The organism is Nesterenkonia sp. E16_10 (assembly GCF_017347085.1).
Taxonomy (GTDB): domain Bacteria; phylum Actinomycetota; class Actinomycetes; order Actinomycetales; family Micrococcaceae; genus Nesterenkonia.
On the sequence record NZ_JADPSA010000004.1, the window covers coordinates 35,722 to 61,184 of the forward strand.

Below are 25,463 nucleotides of genomic sequence, written 5' to 3' on the forward strand. Positions count from 1 at the left end.
CCGTCAGTCGGTGATGAACTCGGTGGTCTCGAAGCGCTGGCGGAAGAACTCGGGCCGCTTATGGTGCTGCCAGAACATCGCGGCGATGCCGAGGGTGAAGACCAGCATGCCCAGGATGAACACCAGGCCGATCCCTCCGATCTCCGAGCCGGAGCCGTAGTCAGGGTCCATGGAGTCCCAGATGGTCTGGAAGAAGAAGATCAGCAGCAGGATCCCGCCCACCAGCGGGGCGAGGAGCTTGTTGAAGAATGCGCCCGCAGAGGCGGTGGCCTCGTGGCGGAAGTACCAGACGCAGGCCAGCGCGGTGATCCCGTAGTAGAAGCAGACCATCATGCCCAGCGTGGTGATGGTGTCCCACAGGACGTTCTCCGAGATGATGCGCATCACCACGTAGAACGCCGAGGCGATGATCACCGCGACCACGGTGGCGTAGGCCGGAGTCTGGTAGCGCGGGCTGACCTGGGAGTACTTCCGGTTGAGTGCGCCGTAGTGGCCCATGGCCAGCATGGTCCGGGCTGGGGAGATCATCGTGGACTGCAGCGAGGCGGCCGAGGAGGAGAGCACCGCGAGCGACATCAGGATCGCCATCGGGCCCATCACCGGTCCGGCCAGGGCGGCGAAGACGTTCTCCTGGATCTCCGGGTTGCCCAGGCCGTACTCGCCGTCGGAGACTCCGGCGAAGGTCAGCGCGCCGAGGGTGACGATGGTGTAGAGGCTCACGACCACCAGAATGGTCAGGATCGCGGCCCGCCCCGGGGTGGTGGTGGTCCCGCGGGACTCCTCGTTCATGGTCAGCACCACGTCCCAGCCCCAGTAGATGAACACCGAGAGCGCGATGCCGGCGGAGAAGGCTGAGAAGGACTCGATGCCGAAGGGGTTGAACCATTCCCAGCTGAAGGCGGTGGCATCGAAGGCAGAGCCGGCCGAGACCTGGCGGAACGCCGCCACGGCGAACCAGAGCAGCACCAGCACCTGGAAGGAGACCAGCACATACTGCACGGTCTTGGTGGTCTCCATCCCGCGGTAGGAGACATAGGCGGCCGCGGCCATGAAGATCACGCAGGTGACCACGTTGACCGGGACGTTGCGGGTCAGCTCGGCGATCGAATCGACCCCGGTGATCTGGCTGATCGCCAGGTAGAAGAAGTCCACCGCGATCCCCGCCAGGTTGGAGAGCACCAGGATCGTGGCGGCGAGCAGGCCCCAGCTGCCCATCCAGCCGATCCAGGGGCCGAAGGCCTTCGACGCCCAGGTGAACGTGGTGCCGGCGTCGGGCATCGCGCGGTTGAGCTGGCGGTAGCCCAGCGCGACCAGCAGCATCGGCAGGAACCCGACGATCAGCACCGCCGGCAGATGATCCCCGACCGCTGAGGCCGTGGGCCCCAGCGCCCCGGAGAGCGTGTAGGCCGGAGCGATCGTGGACACGCCGATCACCACGGCGCCGAGCGCACCGATGCTGCCGACGCTGAGCCCCTTGCTGTGGGTGTGCTGGCCGGGTGCCTTGACGACGGGGCCGCGTGGTTCGCTCATGATGGTCTCCTCGGTCAGCGCGCGGGTGACGCGCTGGGATCAGGTTCGCTGGGGTCGGCCTCGCGGGTGTCAGCTGTGCGGGGTTCAGGCGCGGTGGGTTCAGGTTCGCGGGGCAGCAGGATCATCGGGATGGGCAGGTGGGAGAGCACCCGGGCGGCCGTCATGCCCAGGAAGATGTGCCGGCGGCGCGCCAGGGGAGACGAGCCGATGAGCAGGATCCCGCCCCGCGGCCAGTCGACGGAGTCCACTGCATGGCGCAGCGTCCGCCCGGTGGCGTAGAGGCGGGTGGTGGACTGGGCGCTGCCGGAGTCAGGGGCTGGGTCTGCACCCGCTGAGCCTGCGCCGGAACCGGATTCCTTGTCCTCGAAGGTCACTCGGGTGACCGCCGCTCCCAGCTGGCGTGCCCAGGCCTCACTGGCGCGGGTGACCTGGTGATCGGGGTGGGCCGCCGAAACGGCCGCCATCACGTCGGTGATCTGCGTGTTCGTCCGATAGCCCGAGGGGGCCAGCGCCACCGGAACCGGGGAGCTGTGCAGCAGGGCGGTGACCGCCGGGTGGGTCATGATCCGGCCGAACCCGATGCCGGAGCCGGTGACCAGCACGTCGGAGTCCAGCTCCTGGACCGCGGAGACCAGTCCTTCGGCCACGGAACCGGCGGGGCGAATATGGCTGTGGTGCCGAATCCCGGCCGGGATGACCGCCTCGGCCTCGGCGATCCACTGCTGGGCCTGTTCGGCGATGATCCCGACGACGCTGCCCACCGGGGGGTACTCCTGCTTGAACGCCGAGTCCTGACGGATCACCAGAATGAGGTCGAGCCGCGCCCCGGCAGAGCGGGCCAGCGCGATGCCCAGCGCCAGGGCGTCGTGACTGCGCTCATCGCCGCCGAAGCCCACAGCGACTCGGTGGATCGTAGGTTCAACCATGGCGCACCTCCACGTGGTCTGGGTGTTCCTGCTTTTCGGAGGACGCGGCGGGACGATCCGTGGTCTCCGCGAAGCGATGCACGATGTCCTCGGCGGCCCGGCGTCCCTGCCGCAGCGCGCCGTCGACGTGCTGGTAGCCTTCTGCCGCCAGGTCCGAGCAGGCCCAGTGCAGCGGGCCTACTGAGCTGCGCTGATGTGCGCCGTAGCGGGAGAGGCCGCCGAGGTCGAAGCTGGCGGCGTAGGCGCCGCGGGTCCATTCCTCGGAGCCGAAGTCCGACTCGTAGTAGACCTCCGGGGTCAGCGCCTGATCGCCCAGGTAGGCGGCCAGGGAGCGCAGGATGGTCTCTCGGCGCTCCTGCGCGGACAGGGCGAACATCTCATCGGCCACCTCATCCGAGACGAAGCCGACCAGGGTGCCGCGGCTGTCCTGGTGGTTGGTGTTGTCATAGACCTCCTGGCAGATCTCGTTCGGGCCGAAGCCGGTGCCGGAGAGCCCCTGTTCACGCCAGAAGGGACGGTCATAGACCGCGTGGACCTTGATCACCAGGCCCATGGACTGGTGCTGGTGCATCTGGTGCTGAAGCCTCGGCAGCGGCGGTTCGAAGCTGATCCGCGAGTACAGGTTCGGCGGCACCGCCAGGATGACCTCGCGGGCGCGCACGGTGACCCGATCGGAGAACACCGTCGCCCCGCCCTCGGGGTGCCAGGCGATGGTGCGCACCGGGGTGGAGAGGTGCACCGATCCTGCGGGCAGCCGGGCCTCCAGCTCCTCGGAGACGCTCTGCATCCCACCGACCACGCGCCGGTCCAGGATGAAGTCCTCATCCACTAGGTTGCTGAACGACCCGGCGGAGGCGGCCATCAGCACCGCCTGCAGCGCGGAGAAGGCGTGATCTGGTTTGGTGAGCATCCCACCGGCGAGGAAGATCGCGATGTTCTCCCGAGCGGCGGCGTCCTGGGTCTGGCCGCGCAGCCATTCATTGAACGTCACGGTGTCGAGCTCGCGCGCCAGCGGGTGGGCCCACGGCTCCTCCGGACCGATCGAGGCGGCCAGCTCGTCGAGGGTCTCGATGATCCGCTGCATCTCCGCCACGGTCTGCTCCGGTGCCGGGAACATCTCTCCGGTGAACTCGTGGCGCACCCCCTCGCGGTCCAGGTAGATGTTCGCGCCCTCGCGGTAGCGGCTGAAGGTCTCCATCCCCAGCTCCTCGAGCAGCCCCAGGAGCACGGTCTGGTCGGGGGAGACCCACTGTCCGCCGACCTCCAGGAAGGCCCCATCGATCTCCTGGGACCAGGTGCGGCCGCCGACGCGGTCACGCGCCTCCAGCACGATGGTGGAGAGTCCGGCGGCATGAAGCGTCCGGGCGGCCATCAGTCCGGCAGGTCCCGCGCCGACGACGACGACGTCGCAGTCCTGCGCCTCGCTGCTGCCCAGCGTTCGCTTGGGTTCCATAGTGTTCCCCTTCACAGATAAATTAACTATATTCATTAACGGGCAGTGCGGAGTGGTTGTCAAGACCTGCTGGAAGTTTTCATCGGCGCGGCGCCGAGCTCTTAGACTTGCCCCTTGTGAACGGCGCGAGGGCCGGCAAGGAGACCAGCGCGGGACCTGCGCGAGGACCAGCACGGGACCTGCGCGACGACCAGCGCGGGACCTGCGCGACGACCAGCGCGGGACCTGCGCGATGAGTGAAGGAACGGACACAGTGACTGCGGAGAAGACACGATCTCGGGGGCGAGGGCGACCCACCTCGCCGGTGCTCTCGCGAGGCGTGATCGCGGGCCGGGCGATGACCCTGGTCGCCGAGCGCGGGTACGACCACCTGACCATGGCGGGCCTGGCGCGCAAGCTCGGCGTCTCGGCCTCGGCGCTGTACAACCATGTCTCCTCCAAGCAGGAGGTGCTGGTGCTGATCCAGGATCGGCTCAATGAGGAGATCGACTGCAGCGCCTTCGACCGGCTTCCCTGGCCCGAGGCGCTGATCACCTGGGCGCGCTCCTACCGGGAGTGCTACATCGAGCACACCGAGCTGATTCCGCTGATCGCCGTCCTGCCCATCGCCGACGCTCCGCAGTCACTGAAGATGTATGAGCGCGTCTTCGGGGCGCTGCATTCGGCAGGCATCGATGACCGCGACGCGGTGGACATCATCGTCGGGATCGAGGCGCTGGTCTTCGGCGCCGCGTTTGACGCCTCGGCGCCGGCGAACATCTTCGACCCCGGCGGCAGCGTGGAGATCGCGCCGACCTTCGCGCGGGCGGCCGCGCTGCGCGCCGCCGATGCCCGGGCCTCGGCAGACCGGGCGTTCGAGATGACCCTGGAGATCCTGGTGGACGGACTGGTCCGGCGGATCCAGGACGGCGAGACGTTCAGTCCAAGGCGTGCATGACGTGCTTGACCCGGGTGTATTCCTCCACTGAGTACAGCGAGAGGTCCTTGCCGTACCCGGAGGACTTGAACCCGCCGTGCGGCATCTCGGCCACCAGCAGCAGGTGGGTGTTGACCCAGACGCAGCCGAAGTCGAGATCCCGGCTCATCCGCATCGCCTGACCCTGATTCGTGGTCCAGACGCTGGAGGCCAGCGCGTAGTCCACGCCGTTGGCCAGGGTCAGCGCCTCCTCCTCGGTGCTGAAGGGCTGCACCGTGAGCACCGGGGCGAAGGTCTCCTCCTGCACCAGCTCATCCTCCTGGCGGACCCCGGTGATGATGGTGGGCTTCACGAAGAATCCCCGCCCATCCTCCGAGGGCACGCCTCCGGTGATCACCGTGGCGTGGTCGGGGATGTTCTTGAGCTTGGTGCAGACGGTCTCGAAATGGCGCACGTTGTTCAGCGGCCCATAGTCGTTGAGCCCGTCGTCGAGCTCTCCGGTGGTGAGCTTGGCCGCCTGAGCGGCGAGCAGCTCGACGAACTCGTCGTGGACGCTGTCCTGGACCAGCACCCGGGTCACCGCGGTGCAGTCCTGTCCGGCGTTGAAGGTTCCGAAGGTCAGGATCAGCTCGGCGGCCTTGTGCAGGTCCGCGTCGGCGAAGACCACAGCGGGCGCCTTGCCCCCGAGTTCCAGGTGGGTGCGTTTGACCGACTTTGCGGCAGAGGTGGCCACGGCCTGGCCGGCGCGCACCGAGCCGGTGATCGACACCATGGCGGGGGTGTCGTGTTCGGTGAGCAGCTGACCCGTGCTGCCGTCGCCCAGGACCACGTTGAGCACGCCGGGAGGCAGCACCTCCCCGGCCAGGCGAGCCAGCACCAGGGTGGACTCCGGAGTGGTCTCCGCGGGCTTGAGCACGATGGTGTTGCCGGCCGCCAGGGCCGGCCCGATCTTCCAGATGGCCATCATGAGCGGGAAGTTCCACGGGGTGATCTGCGCGACGACGCCCACCGGCTCGCGCCGCACATAGGAGGTGTGGCCCTCCATGTACTCGGCGGCGCCGCGGCCCTCCAGCAGCCGGGCGGCGCCGGCAAAGAAGCGCAGCTGGTCCGCGCCCGCGGCGACCTCCTCCTGCGCGATGATCCGGCGTGGCTGTCCGGTGTTGCGGTGCTGGGCCTCGACCAGCTCGTCGGAGTGCTTCTCCATCGCGTCGGCCAGGGCGAGCAGGCAGCGCTGACGCTCTGAGGGGGTCACGGACTTCCAGGAGGCGAAGGCGCTGCGTGCCGCGGCGAAGGCGGCGTCGATGTCTTGCGCATCGGAGACCGGGGAGAGTGCCACGCGCTCGCCGGTCACAGGGCTGAGGACCTCCAGCTCCGCCGTCCCCGTGGCTGCGACGAACGATCCATTGATGTAATTCTCAAGCCGGGAGTTCACAGAGGTCTCCTCCACCATCAGATAATGATTCGTGTTCATTTTACGATGGGTTGATGTGATGCGCAACACTCACGCAGAATTAGCCGAAGCAGGCTGACGAGCAGAAATTCGCGGAGCGGAGGAGGCTCAGATGCGCAAGGTCATCACGGGACGAAGGACGCACCGACACGAGGGGGACCTGGTGGTGTTCATCGTAGGGATGACGGTCAACCAGCCATGGCGCGTGCGCACCTGGTTTCCGGTCTTCGCCGCGATGCCGAAGATGCTCGAGGAGCTCACCGCGGACCCCGACTCGGGGCTGCTGGGCTACCGGCTGGTCTTCGGGCGCGGGGGCCCAATGTGCATCCAGTACTGGTCTTCCGCCGAGCAGCTCTATGCCTACGCCTCCGACCGCGAGGGGCTGCACCGCCCGGCCTGGGCGGAGTTCAACCGGGGTGCGAAGAAGGTGCCGGGCGCGGTGGGGATCTGGCACGAGACCTACCAGGTGGCGCAGTCGGAGTCGGTCTACGTCGACACCCCGGTGGCGGGGCTCAGCGAGGCGACGGAGTCCGTGGAGCTGGGACGCGGTCAGGACAGCGCCCGTGATCGGCTTCGGCGCAGACGCCCGGCTCGGGCCGCTGCTGCCGGATCGCCGTAGCCGCGCACCTGCCCCCCGCTCGCGGAGGGTGGGGCGTGTTGTCCCTCGGGTGTGCTCGATGCGCCGAGTGGGCGCGTTGACTCATTTGGCAGGTGCCGCCGTGCTGTCTCGCACCACCAGACGAGTGCGCACCACTGGGCGCCGGCTGGGCATGGTGGGGTCTCGCAGCTGCTCCATGACTTCTTCGACACACTCGCGTCCGAGCTCCTCGAAGTCCTGGTCGATCGTGGTCAGCGGGGGGTCAAAGGAGTCTGAGTCTTCGATGTTGTCGAAGCCGACGACGCTGACGTCCTGGGGAATCCGTCTCCCGGTCTGACGCAGCGCTCGATAGAGACCCAGGGCCATCTGGTCGTTCGCACAGAAGACGGCGGTGCACTCGGCGCCCGCGGGGAGCTGCAGTCCTGCCTCGTAGCCGGATCGGGCCGTCCAATCCCCGCGGATCGCCGGAGGAGCAGCGCGGCCTGCGACCTCGAGGCTAGCTCGCCAGGCTTCCTCTCGCCGACGTGCAGCGTGCGATGCCTGGGGTCCGGCGATGTGCCATACGGTCTCGTGACCGAGGTTGAGCAGATGTTCGGTGACCTTGCGCGCCCCTGCGACCTGGTCCGCATCCACGCCGTAGGTGCCGGCTCCGTGGTCGGCATCGACTACGACGACTGGCATGCCTGGCGGAAGGATCAGGTGGTCGGAGTCCCGGAGGTTTGTCTCCATGATCACGATCACCGCGTCCACTGCGAGCTCTTCCAGGCGGCCGAAAGCACGGTGCACGCTGCGTTGGGTAGGGACGCGCACGGGCAGGAGCGTAGTGGCGTAGCCCGCGCCCGCAGCCGCCTGGGCGATCGCGTCGATCGTCCTGACGTTGCCGTAGGTCGTCATCGTGAACGTGATGATCCCCAGAGTGCGAAAGTGTCCGCGCTTGAGGGCGCGCGCCGCGCTGTTCGGTCGATAGCCGAGATCACGCATCGACTGCAGAACCTTGTCGCGCGTGGGTTCGCTGACCTTCGACGAATCATTGGACACCCTTGACACCGTCTGTGAGGAGACTCCCGCGTGCGCTGCGACGTCCGCCATGGAGACGCGTCTTCCCCCGGGCGCAGAGCTCACCGGTGTCATGGCAGGGCTCCTCTCGATGGTGTTGACGATGCTATGCGCGACTGTACAGACCCCAAAATCGACCATTGTGACGTACATCATAGCGTGCTATGTTTACGTAAACATTTTGAGTGACCAGTGTGAGGGGACGGACGATGACAGCGGTCGCACCAGTGGTTCCAGAGGGTTCGGCAGTTCGCCGCCGACGGCGGGTGGGGGCCTCCCGATCCTCCACAGGATGGGCTTTCCTGGGCCCTTTCATGATCGTCTTCGTGCTGGTCTTCATCGCACCGATCATCTACGCGATCTACCTGAGCTTGTTTCGGGACCAGCTGATCGGTGGGTCGATCTTCGTCGGATTGGACAACTACCTGGTGGCAGTCCAGGACGGGAACTTCTGGGCTGGACTGACACGGGTGAGCCTGTTCCTCGCCGTCCAGGTCCCGATCATGCTGTTTCTCTCGCTGCTCGCGGCGCTCGCCCTGGACAGCGGCAGGCTCTACGGCAGCAACTTCTTCCGGCTCTCGATCTTTCTGCCCTACGCCGTTCCTGCGGTGGTCGCCACGCTCATGTGGGGCTTCATGTACGGCACGCGATTCGGCCTCGTGGGCAACATCAATGAGCTCTTCGGCCTGGGTCTGCCCAACCCGCTCTCCCCAGATCTCATCCTCGCCTCGATCGCGAACATCGTGACCTGGGAGTTCGTGGGCTACAACATGATCATCTTCTATGCGGCGCTCCGGGTGATCTCACCGTCGCTGTATGAGGCGGCGGCCATCGACGGCGCAAGCCAGCTCCGCGTCATCCTGCACGTCAAGCTTCCGGCCATCCGCGGTGCGCTGGTCGTCGCAGCGATCTTCTCGATCATCGGCAGCTTCCAGCTCTTCAACGAGCCCAGCATCCTCTCGACCATCGCACCGAATGCGATCACGTCATCGTTCACCCCGAACCTCTACGCCTATAACCTCTCCTTCTCCGGCGGCCAGTACAACTACGCGGCCGCGGTGGCGATCATCATGGGCGTCATCACGATGATCATCGCCTACGCCGTGCAGCTGCGCGGCATGCGGAAGGACGGCCAGCCATGAGCGGCGGACTGATCACCCTGCGCACCGCGCGGAAGCCGAAGACCGCTCCGACCGTGCTGCGCCCGGCCAAGAGCAAGCTCCTCACCGTGCTCCTTGGACTGATGCTGGTCTACTCGCTGGTGCCGCTGGCCTGGCTCTTCATCAACGCCACCAAGAGCCAGGAATCGCTGCTGTCCAGCTTCGGGCTCTGGTTCGCCGAGGACTTCTCGCTGATCGACAACGTGGTGCAGACCCTGACCTACGACGACGGGATCTTCCTGCGCTGGCTGGGCAACACGATGCTCTACGTGGTCGTCGGAGCCGGGGGAGCCACCATCCTGGCGGTGCTCGGCGGGTACGCCCTGGCGAAGTTCGACTTCGTGGCCAAACGAGCGGTCTTCGCCGTCGTCATCGGGGCTGTCGCGGTGCCGGGTACCGCGCTGGCTGTCCCGACCTTCCTGATGTTCAGCGAGATGGGCCTGACGAACACGCCATGGGCCGTGATCATTCCGACGCTGATCTCACCCTTCGGGCTCTATCTGATGTGGATCTACGCCGCCGACTCGATCCCGCGGGACCTCATGGAGGCGGCGCGGATCGACGGTGCCACCGAGCTGCGGCTCTTCCTCCAGGTCTGCCTGCCGCTGCTGAAGCCAGGAATCGTGACGGTGGCGCTGTTCAACATGGTCGCCACCTGGAACAACTATTTCCTGCCGCTGATCATGCTGCGCAACGAGGACCTGTACCCACTGACTTTGGGGCTCACCGCCTGGAACCGGCAGGCATCGACCATCGGCGGCGAAGCGATCTTCCATCTGGTCATCACCGGCTCACTGTTGACGATCATTCCGCTCATCGTGGTGTTCCTGCTGCTTCAGCGGTACTGGCAGAGCGGACTCTCCATGGGAAGCACCAAAGAGTAATCACGGACACTCTCTTGAAAGGGAAGACATGATGAATCACCACAGGAAGAGAATCTTCACCGGCACCTCGGTGTTCGCGGTCTCAGCACTGGCGCTGAGCGCATGTGGAGGCTCCGAGGAGACGACGGAGACCGACGCGGCACTGGAAGAGGGTGGCACCATCACCGTGTGGGCCTGGGAACCCACCCTCGATCAGGTGGCGGAGGCCTTCGAGGCGGAGAACGAAGGGGTCACCGTCGATCTCGTCAACGTCGGCACCGGAGACGAGCACTACACGAATCTGCAGAACGCCATGCGCGCCGGATCGGGCCTTCCGGACGTCGCGCAGGTGGAGTATTTCGCCATACCCCAGTACATCCTGGGCGAGTCCCTCATGGATCTCTCCGAGTTCGGCGCCGGGGACTACGCCGAGGGCACCTTCAGCGACGGTCCGTGGAACGCCGTCACCTTCGGCGGTGAGGGGATCTACGGGATCCCGATGGACTCCGGACCTATCGCGCTGTTCTACAACCAGGACGTCTTCGACGAGCACGACGTCGAGGTCCCGGAGACCTGGGAGGAATACGAAGAAGCGGCACGGCAGTTCCGTGAGGCCGACGACGACGTCTACATCACCAGCGACCAGGGCGACGCCGGCCAGGTGACCACCATGATCTGGCAGGCCGGAGGAACACCGTTCAGCACCGAGGGCACTGACGTGACGGTGGACCTCACCGGAGACGAAGGCACCGCCCGCTGGGCCGAGTACTGGCAGCCCTTCATCGACGACGATCTGATCATGCCCGTCGCCGGTTGGACCGACGAGTGGTACCAGGCGCTGGGAGACGGCAGCATCGCCAGCCTCACCATCGGTGCCTGGATGCCGGCCAACCTCGAATCGGGCGTGCCAGATGGTGCGGGCTCATGGCGGGTGGCACCGCTGCCGCAGTGGGAGGCCGGTGAGTCTCAGACCTCGGAGCAGGGCGGCAGCTCCCTTGCGATCCCAGAGGGTGCGGAGAACGCAGAACTGGCGTACGAGTTCATGCAGTTCGCCGGAGTCGACGGCGGAGTGCAGGAGCGCCTGGACTCCGGGGCCTTCCCTGCCACGCTGGAGGATCTCCAGTCGGAGGACTTCATCAACCGCGAGTACGAGTACTTCGGGAACCAGCAGATCAACCAGGTCCTCTCCGAGTCCGCGCAGAACGTCGTGGACGGCTGGCAGTACCTGCCGTTCCAGGGGTACGCGCACAGCGTCTTCAATGACACCGTCGGGCAGGCCTACGAAGGACAGGCCACCTTGGAGGAGGGCCTCGGCGACTGGCAGGACGACCTCACCGGGTACGGCCGTGACCAAGGATTCGACATAGCCGAGTAGCCCCGGTCCGCACCTGGCTCATTGGCGCCCCTGGTCTTCAGTTGCGCCGCCCCCGATGAAAGGAAACGTCCGTGACCCAGTCAACTTCCACGTGGCTGTACCGACATCCAGCATCCAAGTCTTCGGCGAACGAGAGGAGAATCTCGTTCGGAGCGGACTACAACCCCGAGCAATGGCCTCGCGAGGTGTGGGATGACGATATCCGCCTGATGAAGCAGGCCAACGTGGATGTGGTCTCCATCGGCATCTTCTCCTGGGCGCGGCTCCAGCCGGCCCAGGATCGATGGGACTTCGACTGGCTCGACGAGCTCATGGACCTGCTGGCCCAGGCGGGGATCGGCGCGGATCTCGCAACAGCGACCGCGTCGCCCCCTGCCTGGCTCGTCACCCAGCACCCCGAGGTGCTCCCGGTGACTGAGAACGGAACGGTGCTCTCGCCCGGGGGACGCCAGCACTGGCGGCCGACATCTCCAGTGTTCCGGGAGCACGCACTCACGCTGGTCCGCACCCTCGCCGAGCGATACCGGGATCACCCGGCACTGGTGGCCTGGCATGTGAACAACGAGCTGGGCTGCCACAACCTCTATGACTATTCCGAGGACGCCGCCGCGGCATTCCGAGTCTGGCTGCAGCGCCGCTATGGGACCGTGGACAGGCTCAACCGCGCCTGGTCCACTGACTTCTGGTCACAGCGCTACCAGGAGTTCGACCAGATCCTGCCTCCCCGCACGGCCGCCTCATTCCCGAACCCCGCGCAGCAGCTGGACTTCCACCGGTTCAGCTCAGACGCGCTCAAGGAGCACTTCATTGCTGAACGAGACGTGCTGCGAGGGTTCACTCCCGAGGTTCCCGTCACCACGAACTTCATGGTGATGGGGGAGGTGAAGGGGATGAACTTCGCAGACTGGGCCGAGGAGCTCGACTTCGTCGCGAACGACCACTACCGGCAGCCGGTCGCAGACTCGCGGGAGGAGTTGTCCTTCTCTGCCGCCACTACCTCTTCACTTGCCCAGGGCAGGCCGTGGTTCCTCATGGAGCACTCCACGTCGGCAGTGAACTGGCAGCCGATCAATCCTCCCAAGCGCCCGGGTGAGCTGCAGCGCGATTCCCTCGCCCATGTGGCCCATGGTGCCGATGCGGTCTGCTACTTCCAGTGGCGGCAGTCGGCGGGCGGTGCAGAGAAGTATCACTCCGCCATGGTTCCTCACGCGGGTGAGGACAGCCGGCTCTACCGCAGCGTCGTGGAGCTCGGAGAGACTCTGCGTCGGCTCGACCCGGTCGCCGGGAGTCACCGCAGACCGGCTCAGGTTGCGGTGCTGATGGACTGGGAGTCGTGGTGGGCCAGCGAGCTGGACTCCCACCCCACCGAGGACCTGCGCTACCGGCCAGAGCTCTTCGCATGGTGGCTGTCTCTGCTGGACGCCGGGATACGAGCCGATGTGGTCCAGTCCCACCAGGACTTCAGCGGCTACGACATGGTGGTTGCCCCGGTGCTGCACATGGTACCGGCAGCTCTGCAGAAGCGTCTGGAGCACTACGTGGAGTCGGGCGGACACCTCGTCACCACATTCTTTTCCGGCATCGTGGATGAGGATGACCGGGTGTGGCTCGGCGGATACCCCGGGGCGCTGCGCGCGCTGCTGGGCATCAGGGTCGAGGAATTTGCCCCACTGACCCGGGGAGAGATGGTCGTGCTCGACGATGGAAGCACCGGCCGGCTCTGGAGTGAACCGATCGACTGTGCCGCCGACGTCGAGATTCTGCGGAGATATCGCGGCGGGGACCTCGATGGGCGAGCCGCCATCACCCGGCGCGCACACGGTAAAGGCTCAGCCACCTACGTCTCCACCCAGCTCGACGCCTCGGGTCGGTCAGCGATCCTGCCGGAGCTGGTGCGCGACACGGGAGTCATCGCCGAAGTGCCCGCCTCGCTGCGTGGTCGGGTAGAGGTCACGCGCAGAACGGGTGAGACCGGAGACTTTCTCTTCGTCATCAACCGGACCGACGACGTTCTGGACATCTCCGAGTTCCCGGGGGAGCCAGTGATCGGCGTGGAGCAAGGCTCGAAGCTGCTCGACCCGCGCGCGGTGGCGGTCTTGAGAGAGAGCTGAGCCATCCCGAGGGGTCAGCCCCATCCGTATCAACCCCTAGGAGCCGACGTGTTTGAGCTCTCGGAAGCACCGACGATCACTCTTGACCCCACGGGTCCTTGTCTGATCCACCTGAGTGCAGGGGGCGTCTCCGTCCTGGTCGACATCTCCCGTGCCTCGCTGCCGTCGATCGTGCATTGGGGGGCGCCTCTGCCCGGGCTGCATGAGGCGGAGGCGGTGGCGCTGGTGGACGCCGCCGTGCCGCACCGGACATCCAACGGTCAGGACCTCCCGGTGCGCGCTGACGTGCTGGGCAGTCTGCACTCAGGCTGGAGTGGTCGACCAGGACTTGTAGGGGATCGAGAAGCTACCGCATGGACACCACGGCTCACGGTCAGGGAGGCTCAGCTGGTGCTCAACGAGCCTCAGGAAGCTGTCCCCGAGGGTGCTCTGACGAGCGTCGGGGCGGGTGCGCTCCACATCGCTGCAGAAGACTCAGCAGCGGGTCTGCGCCTGGTGGTCGAACTGGAGCTCATGCGATCGGGGCTGCTGCGCGGTCGAGCTACGGTGACGAACACCGGCTCGGGGCTCTACCGCGTCCACGAACTCGGTCTTGTCCTGCCGGTGCCGACGTGGGCCAGAGAGATCCTCGACTTCGCCGGCCATTGGGGGAAGGAGCGGGTTCCGCAGCGGCGCGAGCTCACCGTTGGCACGCATATGAGAGAGGGCCGCAAGGGACGTACTGGAGCTGATGCCGCTTACGTGGTCTCCGTCGGAGAACCGGGTTTCGGGTTCGCCGACGGCGAGGTCTGGGGTCTTCACACCGGGTTCTCCGGGAACCATCGCACCTGGGCGGAGCGGCTCTTCGACGGGCACCAGGTGCTCGGAGGCTCGGAGCTGCTGCTCCCCGGTGAAGTGTCTCTTGTGCGGGACGAGAGCTATACCACCCCATGGCTCTACGGGGTCTACGGGCGTGGGCTCGACGAACAGGCCGGCAGGTTCCACGACTGGCTGCGTGCCCGGCCTCAACACCCCACCCGCCCCCGGCCGGTGACCCTGAACGTCTGGGAAGCCGTGTATTTCGACCACCGCCTGCAGAAGCTGACCGCCCTCGCGGACCACGCATCCGCCATCGGCGTCGAGCGCTATGTGCTGGACGATGGCTGGTTCGGCGCCCGCCGCGACGACTCTGCCGGGTTGGGTGATTGGGTGGTCTCCCGGGAGATATGGCCGCAGGGGCTCTCGCCGCTGATCGATCACGTCAAGAGCCTCGGCATGGAGTTCGGACTGTGGTTCGAGCCGGAGATGGTGAACCCCGACTCAGACGTGGCACGCATGCACCCTGAGTGGATCATGGCGCCAGCGGAACGCCTGCCGACCGAATCGCGGAGACAACAGGTGCTCAACCTCGGCATCGAGGATGCATATGCCCATGTGCGCGACCAGATGATGGCCCTGCTCGAGGAATATCCCATCGACTACATCAAATGGGACCACAACCGCGATCTGCTTGAAGCCGGCACCCGTCCTACGGGGCGCCCGGGGGTTCATATCCAGACCCTCAGCGCCTATCGGCTCATGGCCGAGCTGAAGGAAGAACACCCTGACCTCGAGATCGAGTCCTGTTCCTCCGGGGGAGCCCGGGTGGATCTGGGCGTCCTCGAACATGCCGACCGCATATGGGCCTCTGATGACATAGATCCTTTTGAACGCCAACAGATACACCGGTGGACCCAACAGCTGGTCCCTCCGGAACTCATGGGCTCACATGTCGCGTCGCCGATCTCTCACACCACCGGACGCAGTCACACCCTTGACTTTCGTGCCGGCACCGCGATGTGGGGCCATCTGGGCATCGAGTGGGATCTGACCCAGGCGGCTGACGAAGAGATCACCGAGCTCGCGCAGTGGCTCTCCTTGCACAAGAAGCACCGACACCTGCTCCACTCCGGACGGATGGTTCGAATGGATGCTCCCGATCACGCTCTGCAGTTGCATGGCGTGGTCCGAGCTGATCGAAGGGAAGCCCTGTTCGCGATCATCGGCGCGGCCCTGCCCAACACAGAACCCCTGGGCAGATTCCGGCTGCGCGGACTGGATCCGGAGCTCGGCTACCGGTTGCGGGACGTGACTCCCGGGCCTGACCCGCACGGCTTCCGCAGAACACCGTGGTGGCCCGCCCAGGCAGGCGCGGTTCTGTCCGGCCGAGCACTGCACGGCGTCGGCATCCAGGCGCCCTGGCTCGCCCCTGACACGCTGCGCATCCTTCATCTCGACGCCGAGTGACTCACCCGGCGCCACCTTGCGGCCCAGCTCAGCTGTACGGCAGCTGGTGAAGCCGTTGGCCGAGCCGCTGCTGCCGCTCCGCCTGGATGCGCAGTCGCCGGTACTCCCGGTTGCGCCGCTCGGCCATCACCGCCACCAGGAACTCGGTCGCCGAGGAGGGCGGGGCCGGGGGAGCCACGTGGCCGGCGACCTCGTTGGCCAGCCGATGCGCGGTGTGCTCCAGGGCCTGGGTGTTGTGCCCGCGCGGGTTGTCCTGGATGGTGCGCAGGAACCGCGAGGCCCGGGCCGCCACGGCGTCCGGGATCCGGCCCAGGTCAGCGATCTGGGTCCAGGAGGTCAGCTGGGCAGGCACCGGCAGCATCATCGGCTTCACGGCCGGCTGCCGGACGCAGATCACATAGGTGCCCGCCACCATATCGCCCAGGCGCCGGGTCCGCCGGCTGAACATTCCGGCGAAGAGCGGGATGATGCCGAAGCTGAGGTAGATCTCCCCGAAGCCGACCAGCGCGCGGATCCCGGCATGACGGAGCCGGATGGCGCCGCCGTCGTCGCGCACCACCCGGGTGCCGAAGATCAGCCGTCCCACCGAGCGGCCGCGGGAGAGGGTCTCCACCGTCATCGGCAGGATCACCAGGCACAGCACGGCCCCGCCGAGCATGACCGCGGCCTCCATGGCGGGGTCCAGGACCCCGGCCCCGGCCGCCAGGCCGGAGAGGATCAGGAAGGCCAGCAGCGCTGCCCACGCGATGATCAGGTCCACGATCAGCGAGGCGGCGCGGGTGATCAGGGATGCGGCCGGAAGCTCCAGTTCGACGCCTTCACCGGTGATCACATTGCGCATGGCTCAAGCCTAGCGTCGACGGGGCGGGATCGGGCGTCGCCGCGAAGGCTCAGGCGCTCGGGGTCCACGGCTGGAGGATCTCGTTCATGGCATCGGTGAGGCTGCGCTGCAGCAACGGTCCGAAGGAGACCCGCTTGACCCCCAGTGTGGTGAGCTCGGCAAGGCTGAGTCCGCCGGGGATGGCGCCGTTGACCGGGTGCGCCGTGACATTGACCGGGGTCTTCACTGCGGCCAGGATCTGTTCCAGGTGGTCCCGGGACGGGACCTTCACCGGGTAGAGCGAATCGGCGCCGGCCTGTTCGAGCAGACGCAGCCGGTGCAGCGCGTCCTTGAGCTGGGCCTCCGGGTCGGCGTCGATGGTGAACGCATCGGTGCGACCGTTGATCACCAGGTGGGTGCCGGTGGCGTCCGCGGCGGCCCGGATCGCGGCGATGTAGCCGGCGTGCTCCTCGGGGGAGCGCATCTCATCCATCGAGTGCACGGTGTCTTCGATGTTGATGCCGACCGCGCCGGCCTCCAGGGTCCGGTGCACCAGCTCCTCGGCGGGGGTGTCGTAACCGGACTCCAGATCCACCGACACCGGGATGTCGACGACGTCGGTGATCCGGCGCACGACGCGCAGCACCTCGGCAAGCTCCATGGCCTCGCCGTCGGCCTCACCGAGCGAGTCCGCCACCGGGTGGCTGCCGATGGTCAGGGCCGAGAATCCGAGCGAGGCGCAGGTCTCGGCGGACCAGGCGTCCCAGACCGTGGGCAGGATGACCGGGGTGGCCTGGTGGTGGAGATCCAGAAGGCGCTGGGCGTGCTGTTCTATGGAAGTCATCCTGGCATCGTGGCACATGCGCGACGCCGAGGGAAGGCAGTTTCGCCGGCGCCGCCGTGAGGCGCTGAGCTCGGGGTAGTCTCGTGGCGTGGATATCGACGCCTTCATCGCCGTGCATCAGCACGAGTGGGACCGGCTCTCGGCGCTGGCCTCGCGCCGTCGGCTCGCCGCCGCCGAGGCCGACGAGATGCTGCGGCTCTACGAGCGGACCTCCACCCACCTGTCCATGATCCGCGCCGCCGAGCCGGATTCTCCGGTGGTCGCCTCGCTCTCGGCCCCGCTGGGCCGGGCCCGTGCGCATCTGACCGGCTCCGGGGAGAACGTGTTCGTCTCCAGCGCCTATTTCTTCACCCAGACCCTGCCGGTGGCGTTCTACCGGATCCGGTGGCTCACCGTGATCCTGGGTGCCGCGTTCATCGCCGTGGCCGTGGCCTTCGCCTTCTGGACGATCCATCACCCGCAGATCGATCTGCTGATGCCCCAGGAGGCTCGGCAGAGCTACGCCGGCACCGAGTTCGCCAACTACTACTCGGAGCACCCCAACTCCAGCTTCGCGGCCCAGGTGTGGACCAACAACGCCTGGATCGCCGCCCAGGAGGTCGCCTTCGGGGTGACCGGCGTCTTCGTGCCCTTCGTGCTCTTCGTCAATGCCCAGGGCCTGGGCATGGCCGCCGGGGTCATGGCAGAACAGGGTGAGGCGTCCACCTTCTGGCTCTACATCCTGCCGCACGGGCTGATGGAGATCACCGCGATCTTCATCGCCGGGGCGGCTGGGCTGCGGATCTTCTGGGCCTGGGTCGCGCCGGGTCAGATGCGACGCTCTGCCGCGCTGGCCGCGGAGGGGCGCAAGCTCATCACGGTGGCCTTCGGGCTGGTGCTGGTGCTGCTGATCTCCGGAGTGGTGGAAGGCTTCGTGACCCCCTCGGATCTCCCGCACTGGCTGCGCATCGGCATCGGCGCCGCGGTGCTGGCGGGGTACTGGGTCTACACCCTGGTGCTGGGCGGACGGGCCCACCGGGCCGGGGTCACCGGGGACCTCGGAAAGTACGACGCCGGCACCGTGGAGCTGACAGCCTGAGCCTGGGTCGGTCGAGCTCGGACAGCCGAGCCCGCCGTCCTCTCACCCGCGCAGGAAGATCCCCGTCCGCGAGGGGCTCATCGGGGCTCTGCCGACGTCCACCGGGCCCCAGAGTGCTCCGCTGATGTTGCTGCGCCGCGCGGTGATCGCCGGCGGAGCGATCCGGACACGAGCCCGAAGCGTCCGAAGGCTGTCCGCATGCGGTCCTGACGCGGAATCATGGGGATGCTCATCGCCGACTCTCCGGGCTTCCTCCCCGCATAAGCGGCGTCGCGCTCATACTGTTGGGGAGAGTCAGTAATGCGTGGAGAGGCAGATATGAGCGCGAATTCCGATCGGAACGAGGCCGGCAGGCCCGCCGATGAGAACGAAGATTTTGAATCCGGGTTGGACTACGGTGCTTTTGCATCCGAAGAACCCGATTTCCCCGACGACAACCTGAGCGCGGAGCGAGACCAGCGCCCCGCCAGGACCGGTCAGGGCCAGCCCGATGACCAGGCCACCCAGGCCATTCCCGCAACCCGGGCACCGCAGGGCACTCCTGGTCCTCAGGACCAGGAGCAGGACGCCCCCACCGAGAACATTCCGCGCACGCCCGCCCAGGGAGCAGGTGCGCAGAACCCCAACGCCACGCGTTCCCTCGATGATCTGCGCACCTCCCGGGACACCCATTCCATGGAGGACACGACCACGTTCACCGGGGCGGCCGCAGCAGGTGCCGGCGGAGCCGGTGCCGCGGGCGCAGGCACCGCCAGCTCTGGCACCGCGAGCTCTGGCACCTCGAGCTCAGCTGCCGCGGCAGAGCCCGGGGCGGCGCAGGGCGTGCCGAGTCCCACCCCGGCGACCCCGAACCAGGGGGCCGATACCCACCAGCCCACGGAGAACGCCGCCGAACTGAGCCGACGCGAGCAGCGCCGGCGTGAGCGGGCCGAGGCGAAGTCCGAGGATCAGGACACCGCCGTGGTTCCCGCCACCTCCGGAGCCTCGGGCTCAACGGCAGGGGCAGCGGCGGGAGCTGGCGCCGGCCAGGCACCGCCGCAGGCACCGCCGCAGGCACCGGGGGCGTCGACCGCTCCGGTCGCCCGGACCCCAGTCCGAGCCACGCGGCCTACGGCTCGGATGAGGCGGTCACCGACGCGGACCTCGACGATGAGGTCGCCCGCTCCAAGCGCGGCGTCTCGCGGTTCTTCCAGGTCCTGATCGCGATCTTCACCCCCATCCTGCTGCTGGTCGCCGCCGTGCGACTGGTCGCCTCGCCGATCTTCCTCTGGGTGGCCTACAACCGCCCGTGGATCCCCGAGGGGGCCTACAGCATGAACGCCGATGACCGGCTGGTCTACGGCTCCTACGGCACAGACTTCCTGACCAACCTGGCCAACGGTCGATACCTCTCGGAACTCGCCACCGGTGGAGAGCAGCTGTTCACCGACGGTGAGGTCTCGCACATGGTCGACGTGAAGTTCGTGGTCCTCTGGGCCATGCTCATCGGCGTCGTCCTGCTCGTGATCACCCTGATCCTGGCGCTGCTGCTGCGCGCCTGGCGTCCCGGAGGCATGGCCCGCGGACTCTTCGCCGGTGCCTGGGTCACGCTGGGCATCATCATCGCCGTGGCGGTGCTGGCGATCATCGACTGGCAGCTCTTCTTCGCCGAGTTCCACCGGATCTTCTTCGCCGACGGCAGCTGGACCTTCCCGGCCGACTCCACGCTGATCCAGCTCTACCCCGAACAGTTCTGGATCGACGCCGGCGTGGCCGTCGTCGCGCTTGCGGTGCTCTTCGCGGTGATCCTGCTGATCGCGACCTGGCCGACCCGCCGTCGTCGTGCCCGCCGGGCCGCCCGCCTGGCCGAGGTGCACGAGCGTCGCAAGGTGAAGCTGGTCGAGGAGCTGAACAAGGGCAACGCGGAGTACAGCGAGGCACCTGCTCATACCCCTGCCCGCGGTCGCAAGCGTGATCGCAACCTGGATCGAGAGCGGGATCAGACCACTGCGGTGGGCTGACCCGCCGGTGCCCGAGGACGCCTGTTCTGCAGGCGCCGAAGGGTACACTCTTCGCTGATGACCAGTGACAATACCGCCGCCGCCCATGCCGCCCAGGGCCCCCTCGTGGGGATCCTGGGCGGCATGGGTCCTGCCGCCACAGTGGACTTCTACTCGAAGCTCATCGCGGCCACCCCCGCCGCCACGGACCAGCAGCACCTGCGGGTGATGATCTGGGCCGATCCCACCGTCCCGGACCGCTCGCAGGCGATCGTGGGCCACGGGGAGGACCCGACGCCGAAGCTGGCCGAGGGCGCCCAGCAGCTCAAGGACGCCGGCGCCGCGTTCTACGTGGCCGCCTGCAACGGGTCCCATGCCTTCCTGCCGCGCGTCCGCGAGCAGGTCGACCTGGAGTACGTCTCCATGATCGAGGTGACCGCCGAGCACCTCAGCGCGCTGCCCTACGTGAAGGCCGCCGGACTGCTGGCCACCGATGCGACACTCACCGCAGGGCTCTACCAGGACAGCCTGGCCGCCTACGGGGTGCAGCCGATCGTCCCGGAGCCCGCCGAGCAGCACACGGTGATGGAAGCGATCTACGCGGTCAAGGCCGGCAGCCTCGGGTCGGAGCTGCGGGCCGGTCTGATCCGGGTCGCCCGGTCCCTGGTGGCCCAGGGCGCTGACGTGATCGTGGCAGCATGCACCGAGATCCCGCTGGCCATGACCACCGAGGAGTCTCCGCGACCGCTGGTGGATCCTGCGGTGCTGCTGGCGAACCACGTGGTGACCAAGGCGAACAGCCTGCGCTGAGGCGCGTCAACGCTGTGCCACTTCAACGCGGTGCCGCTTCAACGCGGTGCCGCGGTCACGGATGCGTGAACGGTGCAGCCGAGTGGGCGGCGGGCCGGCAGGCGCGCTGCCCACGCCGGCTCAGATGGTGATCTCGCCCTTGGGGCTGCGGAAGGTCACCGACATGATGCCCGGGGTGCCCGACGGGGCGATCCACTCCACGTCCACATCCTCGAACGGATCCACATTCGGGCTGTCGAGCCACTGGGTGACCCGGTCCGGGGAGCCGGCGATGCTCAGCTTCGTCAGGGCGGCCTCCGGCGGGTAGGCCTGCGAGGGGTGCAGCCCGTCGGTGCCCTCGTTCCAGCGCAGGAGATAGGGGACCTGCGGATCGGCGATGAGTCCCTTGATGCCGATCTGCTGCCAGGTCAGCTCTTGGCCGTCGGGGAACTTGCGGTTGCCCGGGACGGCCTTGCGGCCGAGCCGCTCTTCGAACGGGGTGAGGTCATCGACGCTGACGCACCAGCCCATCCAGCCTCCGCCCACCAGGGAGCGGTTGCGCACGGCCTGGCCGAAGGGCGCCTTGTCCGCGCTGGGGTGGTCCAGCACCTCGACGATCTCCAGGTACTGCCGGTTCTCCAGCGGAATGATGGCGTTGCGGGTCCCGAAGCGCGGATGGATGCCGCCGCGGACGCGTTCAACGCCCAGCGCATCGGTGATTCGTGCCACCGTGGCTTCCATTCCATCGGGACCGACTGCATAGGAGACGTGATCGAGGCGCATCATGAGGCCATCATGGCACCCCTGACCGCAGAGGTTAAATCGAGTTGAATATTCATACTTATCCGAGATTTTTCTACGGATTGTAGAAACATCGCGACCCCTGCGCCCGGAGCGCTCTGCATGGCGCGTATCCTTGATGAGTGCTCAAGACCGCTCTGCAGCCCAAATGGATCGGGACCCTCGCCCTGGCGCTGGTCCTGGCCACGGTCTTCGTGGTGCTGAGCGCCTGGCAGTTCAGCGAATCCAGCTCCGAGCCGCCACCGACCCAGGAGATCACCGAGACCCCGGTCCCGCTCACCGAGGTCCACGAGCCGCTGCAGCCGATGACGGTGGCCCAGGCCGACCAGATCGTGGAGTTCAGCGGCGAGTTCCTCGCCGACACCCAGGTGATCATCGATGAGCGGCTGCAGGACGGGACGTCTGGCTACTGGGTGGTCGCGGCCTTCCGCCCCGAGGACGCCCCGGATGAGAACATCATCCCGGTGGTGCGCGGCTGGGTCTCGGATCCAGCCGATGCGCAGGAGCTGCCCTCCGACGAGGCGCTCGAGGTCCAGGGCAGGCTGCTTCCTCCCGAGGCTCCCGGCCCGGGTCAGCGCGGGATGTCAGCCGATGGAACGCAGATCTTCCCCACGCTGTCCCCGGCCGAACTGATCAACGTGTGGGATGAGCCGGGCTACTCCGGCTTCGTCGTGGCCTTCGAGACGCTGGACGCCAGCGGCGCGGAGGTGGGGGCGACGTCGTCCTCGGCCATGGAGCCGGTGCAGGTCGACCCGCAGCCCGAGACCTCGGACATCAACTGGCTCAACCTCTTCTACGGCGTGGAATGGACGGTCTTCGCCGGATTCGCCTTCTACCTGTGGTGGCGCCTGGTCAAGGACGCCCATGAGAAGCAGCTGGAGGAAGAGCGGCTCGACCGTGAATGGCAGGAGCAGTGGCGCGCCGAGCAGCTCGCCCTGCGGCAACAGACCCAAGCGAAAGACTAGAGACGCATGAGTGACTCCCGCAGCGGCGACGCCCACCTCACCGATCCCGCAACGACTGATGCCGCGACGACCGGCGCCGCGACGCATGACGACATCCCGCCGGCGCCGCCGCGGCCCAAGCAGCGCCGCTTCGGGGGCACCGCCGCGCAGATCCAGGGTTCGCTGAACTTCTACAAGGCCTTCGCCTTCATCACCGGCATCATGCTGCTGATCCTGGTCGCCAAGATGATCATGGACTACGGCTTCGGCTACGAGCTCTACGCCGGGGGCACCACCGCCGCGGGAGTCGAGAACACGCTGGGCTTCCACCCCAAGGACTCGGTCGTGGACGGCACCGGGATCTCCTACTGGATCGCGGTGATCCATGGCTGGATCTACGTCATCTACATCATCGCCGGATTCCGGCTCTGGTACCTGATGAACTGGAAGGTCGGCCGACTGGTGACCATCGTGCTCGGCGGTGTCGTGCCGTTCCTGAGCTTCGTGGTGGAGCGCAAGATCGCCCGCGAGGTCCGGGTCGACATGGAGTCCAATCCCGAGGCCGTGCGCCGCTACTGAGCGGTCCACGGCGTCGACGCCTGGACCGGCCGGGCTGGGGTCTGGACTGGCTGGGGTCTGGACTGGTCGAGCTGGGGCCCGGCCCGGGAGGGCTAGCCGGGCGCGGCTGCGGTCCGCGCGTTGGCCCGGCCGGCCCAGAAGAGCACCGGGATCAGCAGCAGTGCGAGCAGCCCTCCGCCGAGCGAGAGGTGTTCGAAGCTCGTCGCGGACATCACCGCCCCTGACATCGCCCCGCCGCCGGCCCCGGCGAGGGCGATCAGTACGTCCACGCCGCCCTGTGTGCGGGCACGGTTCTCCGGGACCGTGGCGTCCACGACCAACGCAGTGCCGGCGATGAGCCCCACATTCCACCCCACCCCCAGCAGGATCAGCGCCAGGATCAGCAGACCCAGGGAATCCCCGGGCGCTCCGGCGCCCACCACGCCGGCGCCGAGCAGCAGCACCGCCGCCACGACGCTCATCGGAATCCGGCCGAACCGGTCCACCAGGACCCCGGTGACCAGCGAGGGCAGCCACATGGCGCCCACATGCAGCCCGATCACCAGTCCCACCGAGCCCAGTCCGTGGCCGTGGGCCAACATGTGGATCGGGGTCATCGTCATGATCGCGACCATCGCGATCTGGGTCAGCACCATCACGGTCGCGCCGATGTAGACGCCGGGCTCAGGCCTGGGGGCAGCTGTGGGATGCGCGGAGACGGGGGAGCGTGCGCCGGCGGAGAGCTCGGAGACGGGTTCGGCCGCGGCCGCACCTCCAGCGGCGTCTCCGGCGGCGTCGATGTGGGTGTTGGCGGTGGGTTCCCCGGCCATGCCCACGGCTGCGGCCGATTCGGCCAATTCGGCCGCTTCGATCTCGGCGAGCTCCCGCGCCAGCAGGAACGGATCCGGTCGCAGGAAGGCGAGGAGGATCGCGGCAGCGGCGAGGTAGGCCGCGGCCGCGAGCAGGAAGGGCCCGGCCAGCGGCGGGATGCCCAGGCTTGTCGCGAGATCCCCCAGCGGCTGGACCAGGTTCGGGCCGGCAACGGCCCCCAGGGTCGTGGAGACCATGGCGATGCTGATCGCGGTGGCCCGGCGCGATTCCGGCGCCAGGTCTGTCCCGGCATAGCGGGCCTGCAGGTTCGTCGCGGTTCCGGCTCCGTAGATGAACAGCGCGAAGAACAGCAGCGGGACGTGATCGGCGATCGCCGCGGCCACCACGCCGATCGCGCCGAGCCCTCCGGCGGTGAACCCGAGACCCAGCCCGATCCGGCGGCCCCAGCGCTGACTGACCCGCCCCACGGAGAACGCCGCCAGCGCCGAGCCCAGCGTGAACAGCGCGATGGGCAGCCCGGCCAGGCTCGCTGAGCCGAGCATCTCCTGCGCCAGCAGAGCACCCACGGTGACCCCTGCGGCCAGCCCGGCGCCGCCGAGGATCTGACTGAAGACGACGACGGTGAGCGTGCGCCGCTGCACCTCGGCCCGCTTCGCCTCAGTGTGCTGCGTGAGTGTCCGCTGCTGGGCGCCCCCGTGAGTCATGCCCGAATCATAGACCGCTGCCCGCCGCGACCCTCCGCTGAGGAGAGGCGTCATCCCCGTCGCGGGGCGGAAACAGGTGCTCTGAGCTCGCCCGACACGATGATTCCGCCCGTTTACGCCCCAGCACCGCGGTCGAAGGCGCTGAACTCCGCCCAACTGAGGCGTCATCCCCGTCGCGGGGGCGGAAACGGGTGTTCTGAGCTCGCCCGACACGATGATTCCGCCCGTTTGCGCCCCAGCGCGGCGGTCGAAGGTGCTGAACTCCGCCCAGTTGAGGCGTCATCCCCGTCGCGGGGGCGGAAACGGGTGTTCTGAGCTCGCTCAACACGATGATTCCGCCCGTTTGCGCCCCAGCGCGGCGAAAGGCGGCGCGCGGCGGCGAATGACGGCGCCCCGCCGCGGCGAAAGGCAG

Annotated in this window: 22 protein-coding genes; 13 read left to right on the forward strand and 9 right to left on the reverse strand. The window is 67.5% G+C overall.

Annotated elements, in window-relative coordinates:
- Positions 1 to 3 precede the first annotated feature (3 nt).
- Genes I2487_RS02540 through I2487_RS02550 form a run of 3 tightly spaced genes read right to left on the reverse strand, consistent with a single transcriptional unit; the run spans position 4 to position 3,909 of the window.
- Positions 4 to 1,530: an APC family permease gene (locus I2487_RS02540; protein ID WP_207169546.1), complete on the reverse strand. Its 1,527-nt coding sequence runs from the start codon at positions 1,528 to 1,530 to the stop codon at positions 4 to 6.
- Between the two features lie 14 nt (positions 1,531 to 1,544).
- Positions 1,545 to 2,456 (reverse strand): universal stress protein, encoded by a 912-nt coding sequence (locus I2487_RS02545; protein WP_207169545.1) that lies wholly within the window; start codon positions 2,454 to 2,456, stop codon positions 1,545 to 1,547.
- Entirely contained in the window at positions 2,449 to 3,909 is a 1,461-nt protein-coding gene (locus tag I2487_RS02550; protein WP_207169544.1) for a flavin monoamine oxidase family protein, read from the reverse strand. The genes I2487_RS02545 and I2487_RS02550 overlap by 8 nt, the downstream gene beginning before the upstream one ends.
- Positions 3,910 to 4,162: 253 nt before the next feature.
- Between I2487_RS02550 and I2487_RS02555 the strand changes: the two genes are divergently transcribed.
- Complete coding sequence (locus I2487_RS02555; RefSeq protein ID WP_345941306.1) at positions 4,163 to 4,846, forward strand: TetR/AcrR family transcriptional regulator; 684 nt, start codon at positions 4,163 to 4,165, stop codon at positions 4,844 to 4,846.
- On the opposite strand, the gene I2487_RS02560 is transcribed toward I2487_RS02555, so the two are convergent.
- On the reverse strand, positions 4,827 to 6,296 hold the full coding sequence (locus I2487_RS02560; protein WP_255545877.1) for a gamma-aminobutyraldehyde dehydrogenase: 1,470 nt from the start codon (positions 6,294 to 6,296) through the stop codon (positions 4,827 to 4,829). The genes I2487_RS02555 and I2487_RS02560 overlap by 20 nt on opposite strands.
- 91 nt (positions 6,297 to 6,387) lie before the next feature.
- Here I2487_RS02560 and I2487_RS02565 point away from each other — a divergent pair, with 91 nt between their 5' ends.
- Positions 6,388 to 6,894 (forward strand): DUF4188 domain-containing protein, encoded by a 507-nt coding sequence (locus I2487_RS02565; protein ID WP_207169542.1) that lies wholly within the window; start codon positions 6,388 to 6,390, stop codon positions 6,892 to 6,894.
- A gap of 81 nt (positions 6,895 to 6,975) precedes the next feature.
- Here I2487_RS02565 and I2487_RS02570 read toward each other — a convergent pair whose 3' ends face one another.
- Positions 6,976 to 8,082, reverse strand: coding sequence for a LacI family DNA-binding transcriptional regulator (locus I2487_RS02570; RefSeq protein WP_345941309.1), 1,107 nt, complete (start codon positions 8,080 to 8,082; stop codon positions 6,976 to 6,978).
- A gap of 56 nt (positions 8,083 to 8,138) precedes the next feature.
- On the opposite strand from I2487_RS02570, the gene I2487_RS02575 reads away from it, so the two are divergent.
- The 5 genes from I2487_RS02575 (at position 8,139) to I2487_RS02595 (ending at position 15,703) form a co-directional block, all read left to right on the forward strand.
- Positions 8,139 to 9,071, forward strand: coding sequence for a carbohydrate ABC transporter permease (locus I2487_RS02575; protein ID WP_255545878.1), 933 nt, complete (start codon positions 8,139 to 8,141; stop codon positions 9,069 to 9,071).
- Complete coding sequence (locus I2487_RS02580; protein ID WP_207169540.1) at positions 9,068 to 9,973, forward strand: carbohydrate ABC transporter permease; 906 nt, start codon at positions 9,068 to 9,070, stop codon at positions 9,971 to 9,973. The genes I2487_RS02575 and I2487_RS02580 overlap by 4 nt, the downstream gene beginning before the upstream one ends.
- Positions 9,974 to 10,001: 28 nt before the next feature.
- On the forward strand, positions 10,002 to 11,327 hold the full coding sequence (locus I2487_RS02585) for an ABC transporter substrate-binding protein (RefSeq protein WP_255545879.1): 1,326 nt from the start codon (positions 10,002 to 10,004) through the stop codon (positions 11,325 to 11,327).
- A 71-nt stretch (positions 11,328 to 11,398) separates the two neighbouring features.
- Positions 11,399 to 13,438 (forward strand): beta-galactosidase, encoded by a 2,040-nt coding sequence (locus I2487_RS02590; RefSeq protein WP_518523689.1) that lies wholly within the window; start codon positions 11,399 to 11,401, stop codon positions 13,436 to 13,438.
- 48 nt (positions 13,439 to 13,486) lie between these two features.
- Complete coding sequence (locus I2487_RS02595) at positions 13,487 to 15,703, forward strand: alpha-galactosidase (RefSeq protein WP_345941307.1); 2,217 nt, start codon at positions 13,487 to 13,489, stop codon at positions 15,701 to 15,703.
- A 28-nt stretch (positions 15,704 to 15,731) separates the two neighbouring features.
- Here I2487_RS02595 and I2487_RS02600 read toward each other — a convergent pair whose 3' ends face one another.
- Positions 15,732 to 16,544: an RDD family protein gene (locus I2487_RS02600; RefSeq protein ID WP_207169539.1), complete on the reverse strand. Its 813-nt coding sequence runs from the start codon at positions 16,542 to 16,544 to the stop codon at positions 15,732 to 15,734.
- A gap of 49 nt (positions 16,545 to 16,593) precedes the next feature.
- A complete protein-coding gene (locus I2487_RS02605) occupies positions 16,594 to 17,367 on the reverse strand; it encodes an isocitrate lyase/PEP mutase family protein (RefSeq protein WP_207169538.1) in 774 nt (257 codons plus the stop codon).
- A gap of 88 nt (positions 17,368 to 17,455) precedes the next feature.
- Between I2487_RS02605 and I2487_RS02610 the strand changes: the two genes are divergently transcribed.
- From I2487_RS02610 to cuyB, 4 genes are all read left to right on the forward strand, one after another.
- Positions 17,456 to 18,445 (forward strand): stage II sporulation protein M, encoded by a 990-nt coding sequence (locus tag I2487_RS02610; RefSeq protein WP_207169537.1) that lies wholly within the window; start codon positions 17,456 to 17,458, stop codon positions 18,443 to 18,445.
- A 318-nt stretch (positions 18,446 to 18,763) separates the two neighbouring features.
- Positions 18,764 to 19,645: a hypothetical protein gene (locus tag I2487_RS02615; protein ID WP_207173004.1), complete on the forward strand. Its 882-nt coding sequence runs from the start codon at positions 18,764 to 18,766 to the stop codon at positions 19,643 to 19,645.
- A gap of 38 nt (positions 19,646 to 19,683) precedes the next feature.
- Positions 19,684 to 20,445 (forward strand): lipoprotein intramolecular transacylase Lit, encoded by a 762-nt coding sequence (locus tag I2487_RS02620; protein ID WP_345941308.1) that lies wholly within the window; start codon positions 19,684 to 19,686, stop codon positions 20,443 to 20,445.
- 57 nt (positions 20,446 to 20,502) lie between these two features.
- Positions 20,503 to 21,234, forward strand: coding sequence for a cysteate racemase (cuyB, locus tag I2487_RS02625; RefSeq protein ID WP_207169535.1), 732 nt, complete (start codon positions 20,503 to 20,505; stop codon positions 21,232 to 21,234).
- Positions 21,235 to 21,354: 120 nt separating this feature from the next.
- Here the strand turns inward: cuyB and I2487_RS02630 are convergent, their stop codons facing one another.
- Positions 21,355 to 21,999, reverse strand: coding sequence for a VOC family protein (locus tag I2487_RS02630; RefSeq protein WP_207169534.1), 645 nt, complete (start codon positions 21,997 to 21,999; stop codon positions 21,355 to 21,357).
- A 137-nt stretch (positions 22,000 to 22,136) separates the two neighbouring features.
- On the opposite strand from I2487_RS02630, the gene I2487_RS02635 reads away from it, so the two are divergent.
- Positions 22,137 to 22,979 carry an SURF1 family cytochrome oxidase biogenesis protein gene (locus tag I2487_RS02635; protein ID WP_207169533.1) on the forward strand — a complete coding sequence of 281 codons (843 nt, stop codon included), beginning with the start codon at positions 22,137 to 22,139 and terminating at the stop codon, positions 22,977 to 22,979.
- 6 nt (positions 22,980 to 22,985) lie between these two features.
- Entirely contained in the window at positions 22,986 to 23,537 is a 552-nt protein-coding gene (locus I2487_RS02640) for a DUF3817 domain-containing protein (RefSeq protein ID WP_207169532.1), read from the forward strand.
- A gap of 92 nt (positions 23,538 to 23,629) precedes the next feature.
- Here the strand turns inward: I2487_RS02640 and I2487_RS02645 are convergent, their stop codons facing one another.
- Positions 23,630 to 25,051, reverse strand: coding sequence for an MFS transporter (locus I2487_RS02645; protein ID WP_207169531.1), 1,422 nt, complete (start codon positions 25,049 to 25,051; stop codon positions 23,630 to 23,632).
- Positions 25,052 to 25,463 lie beyond the last annotated feature (412 nt).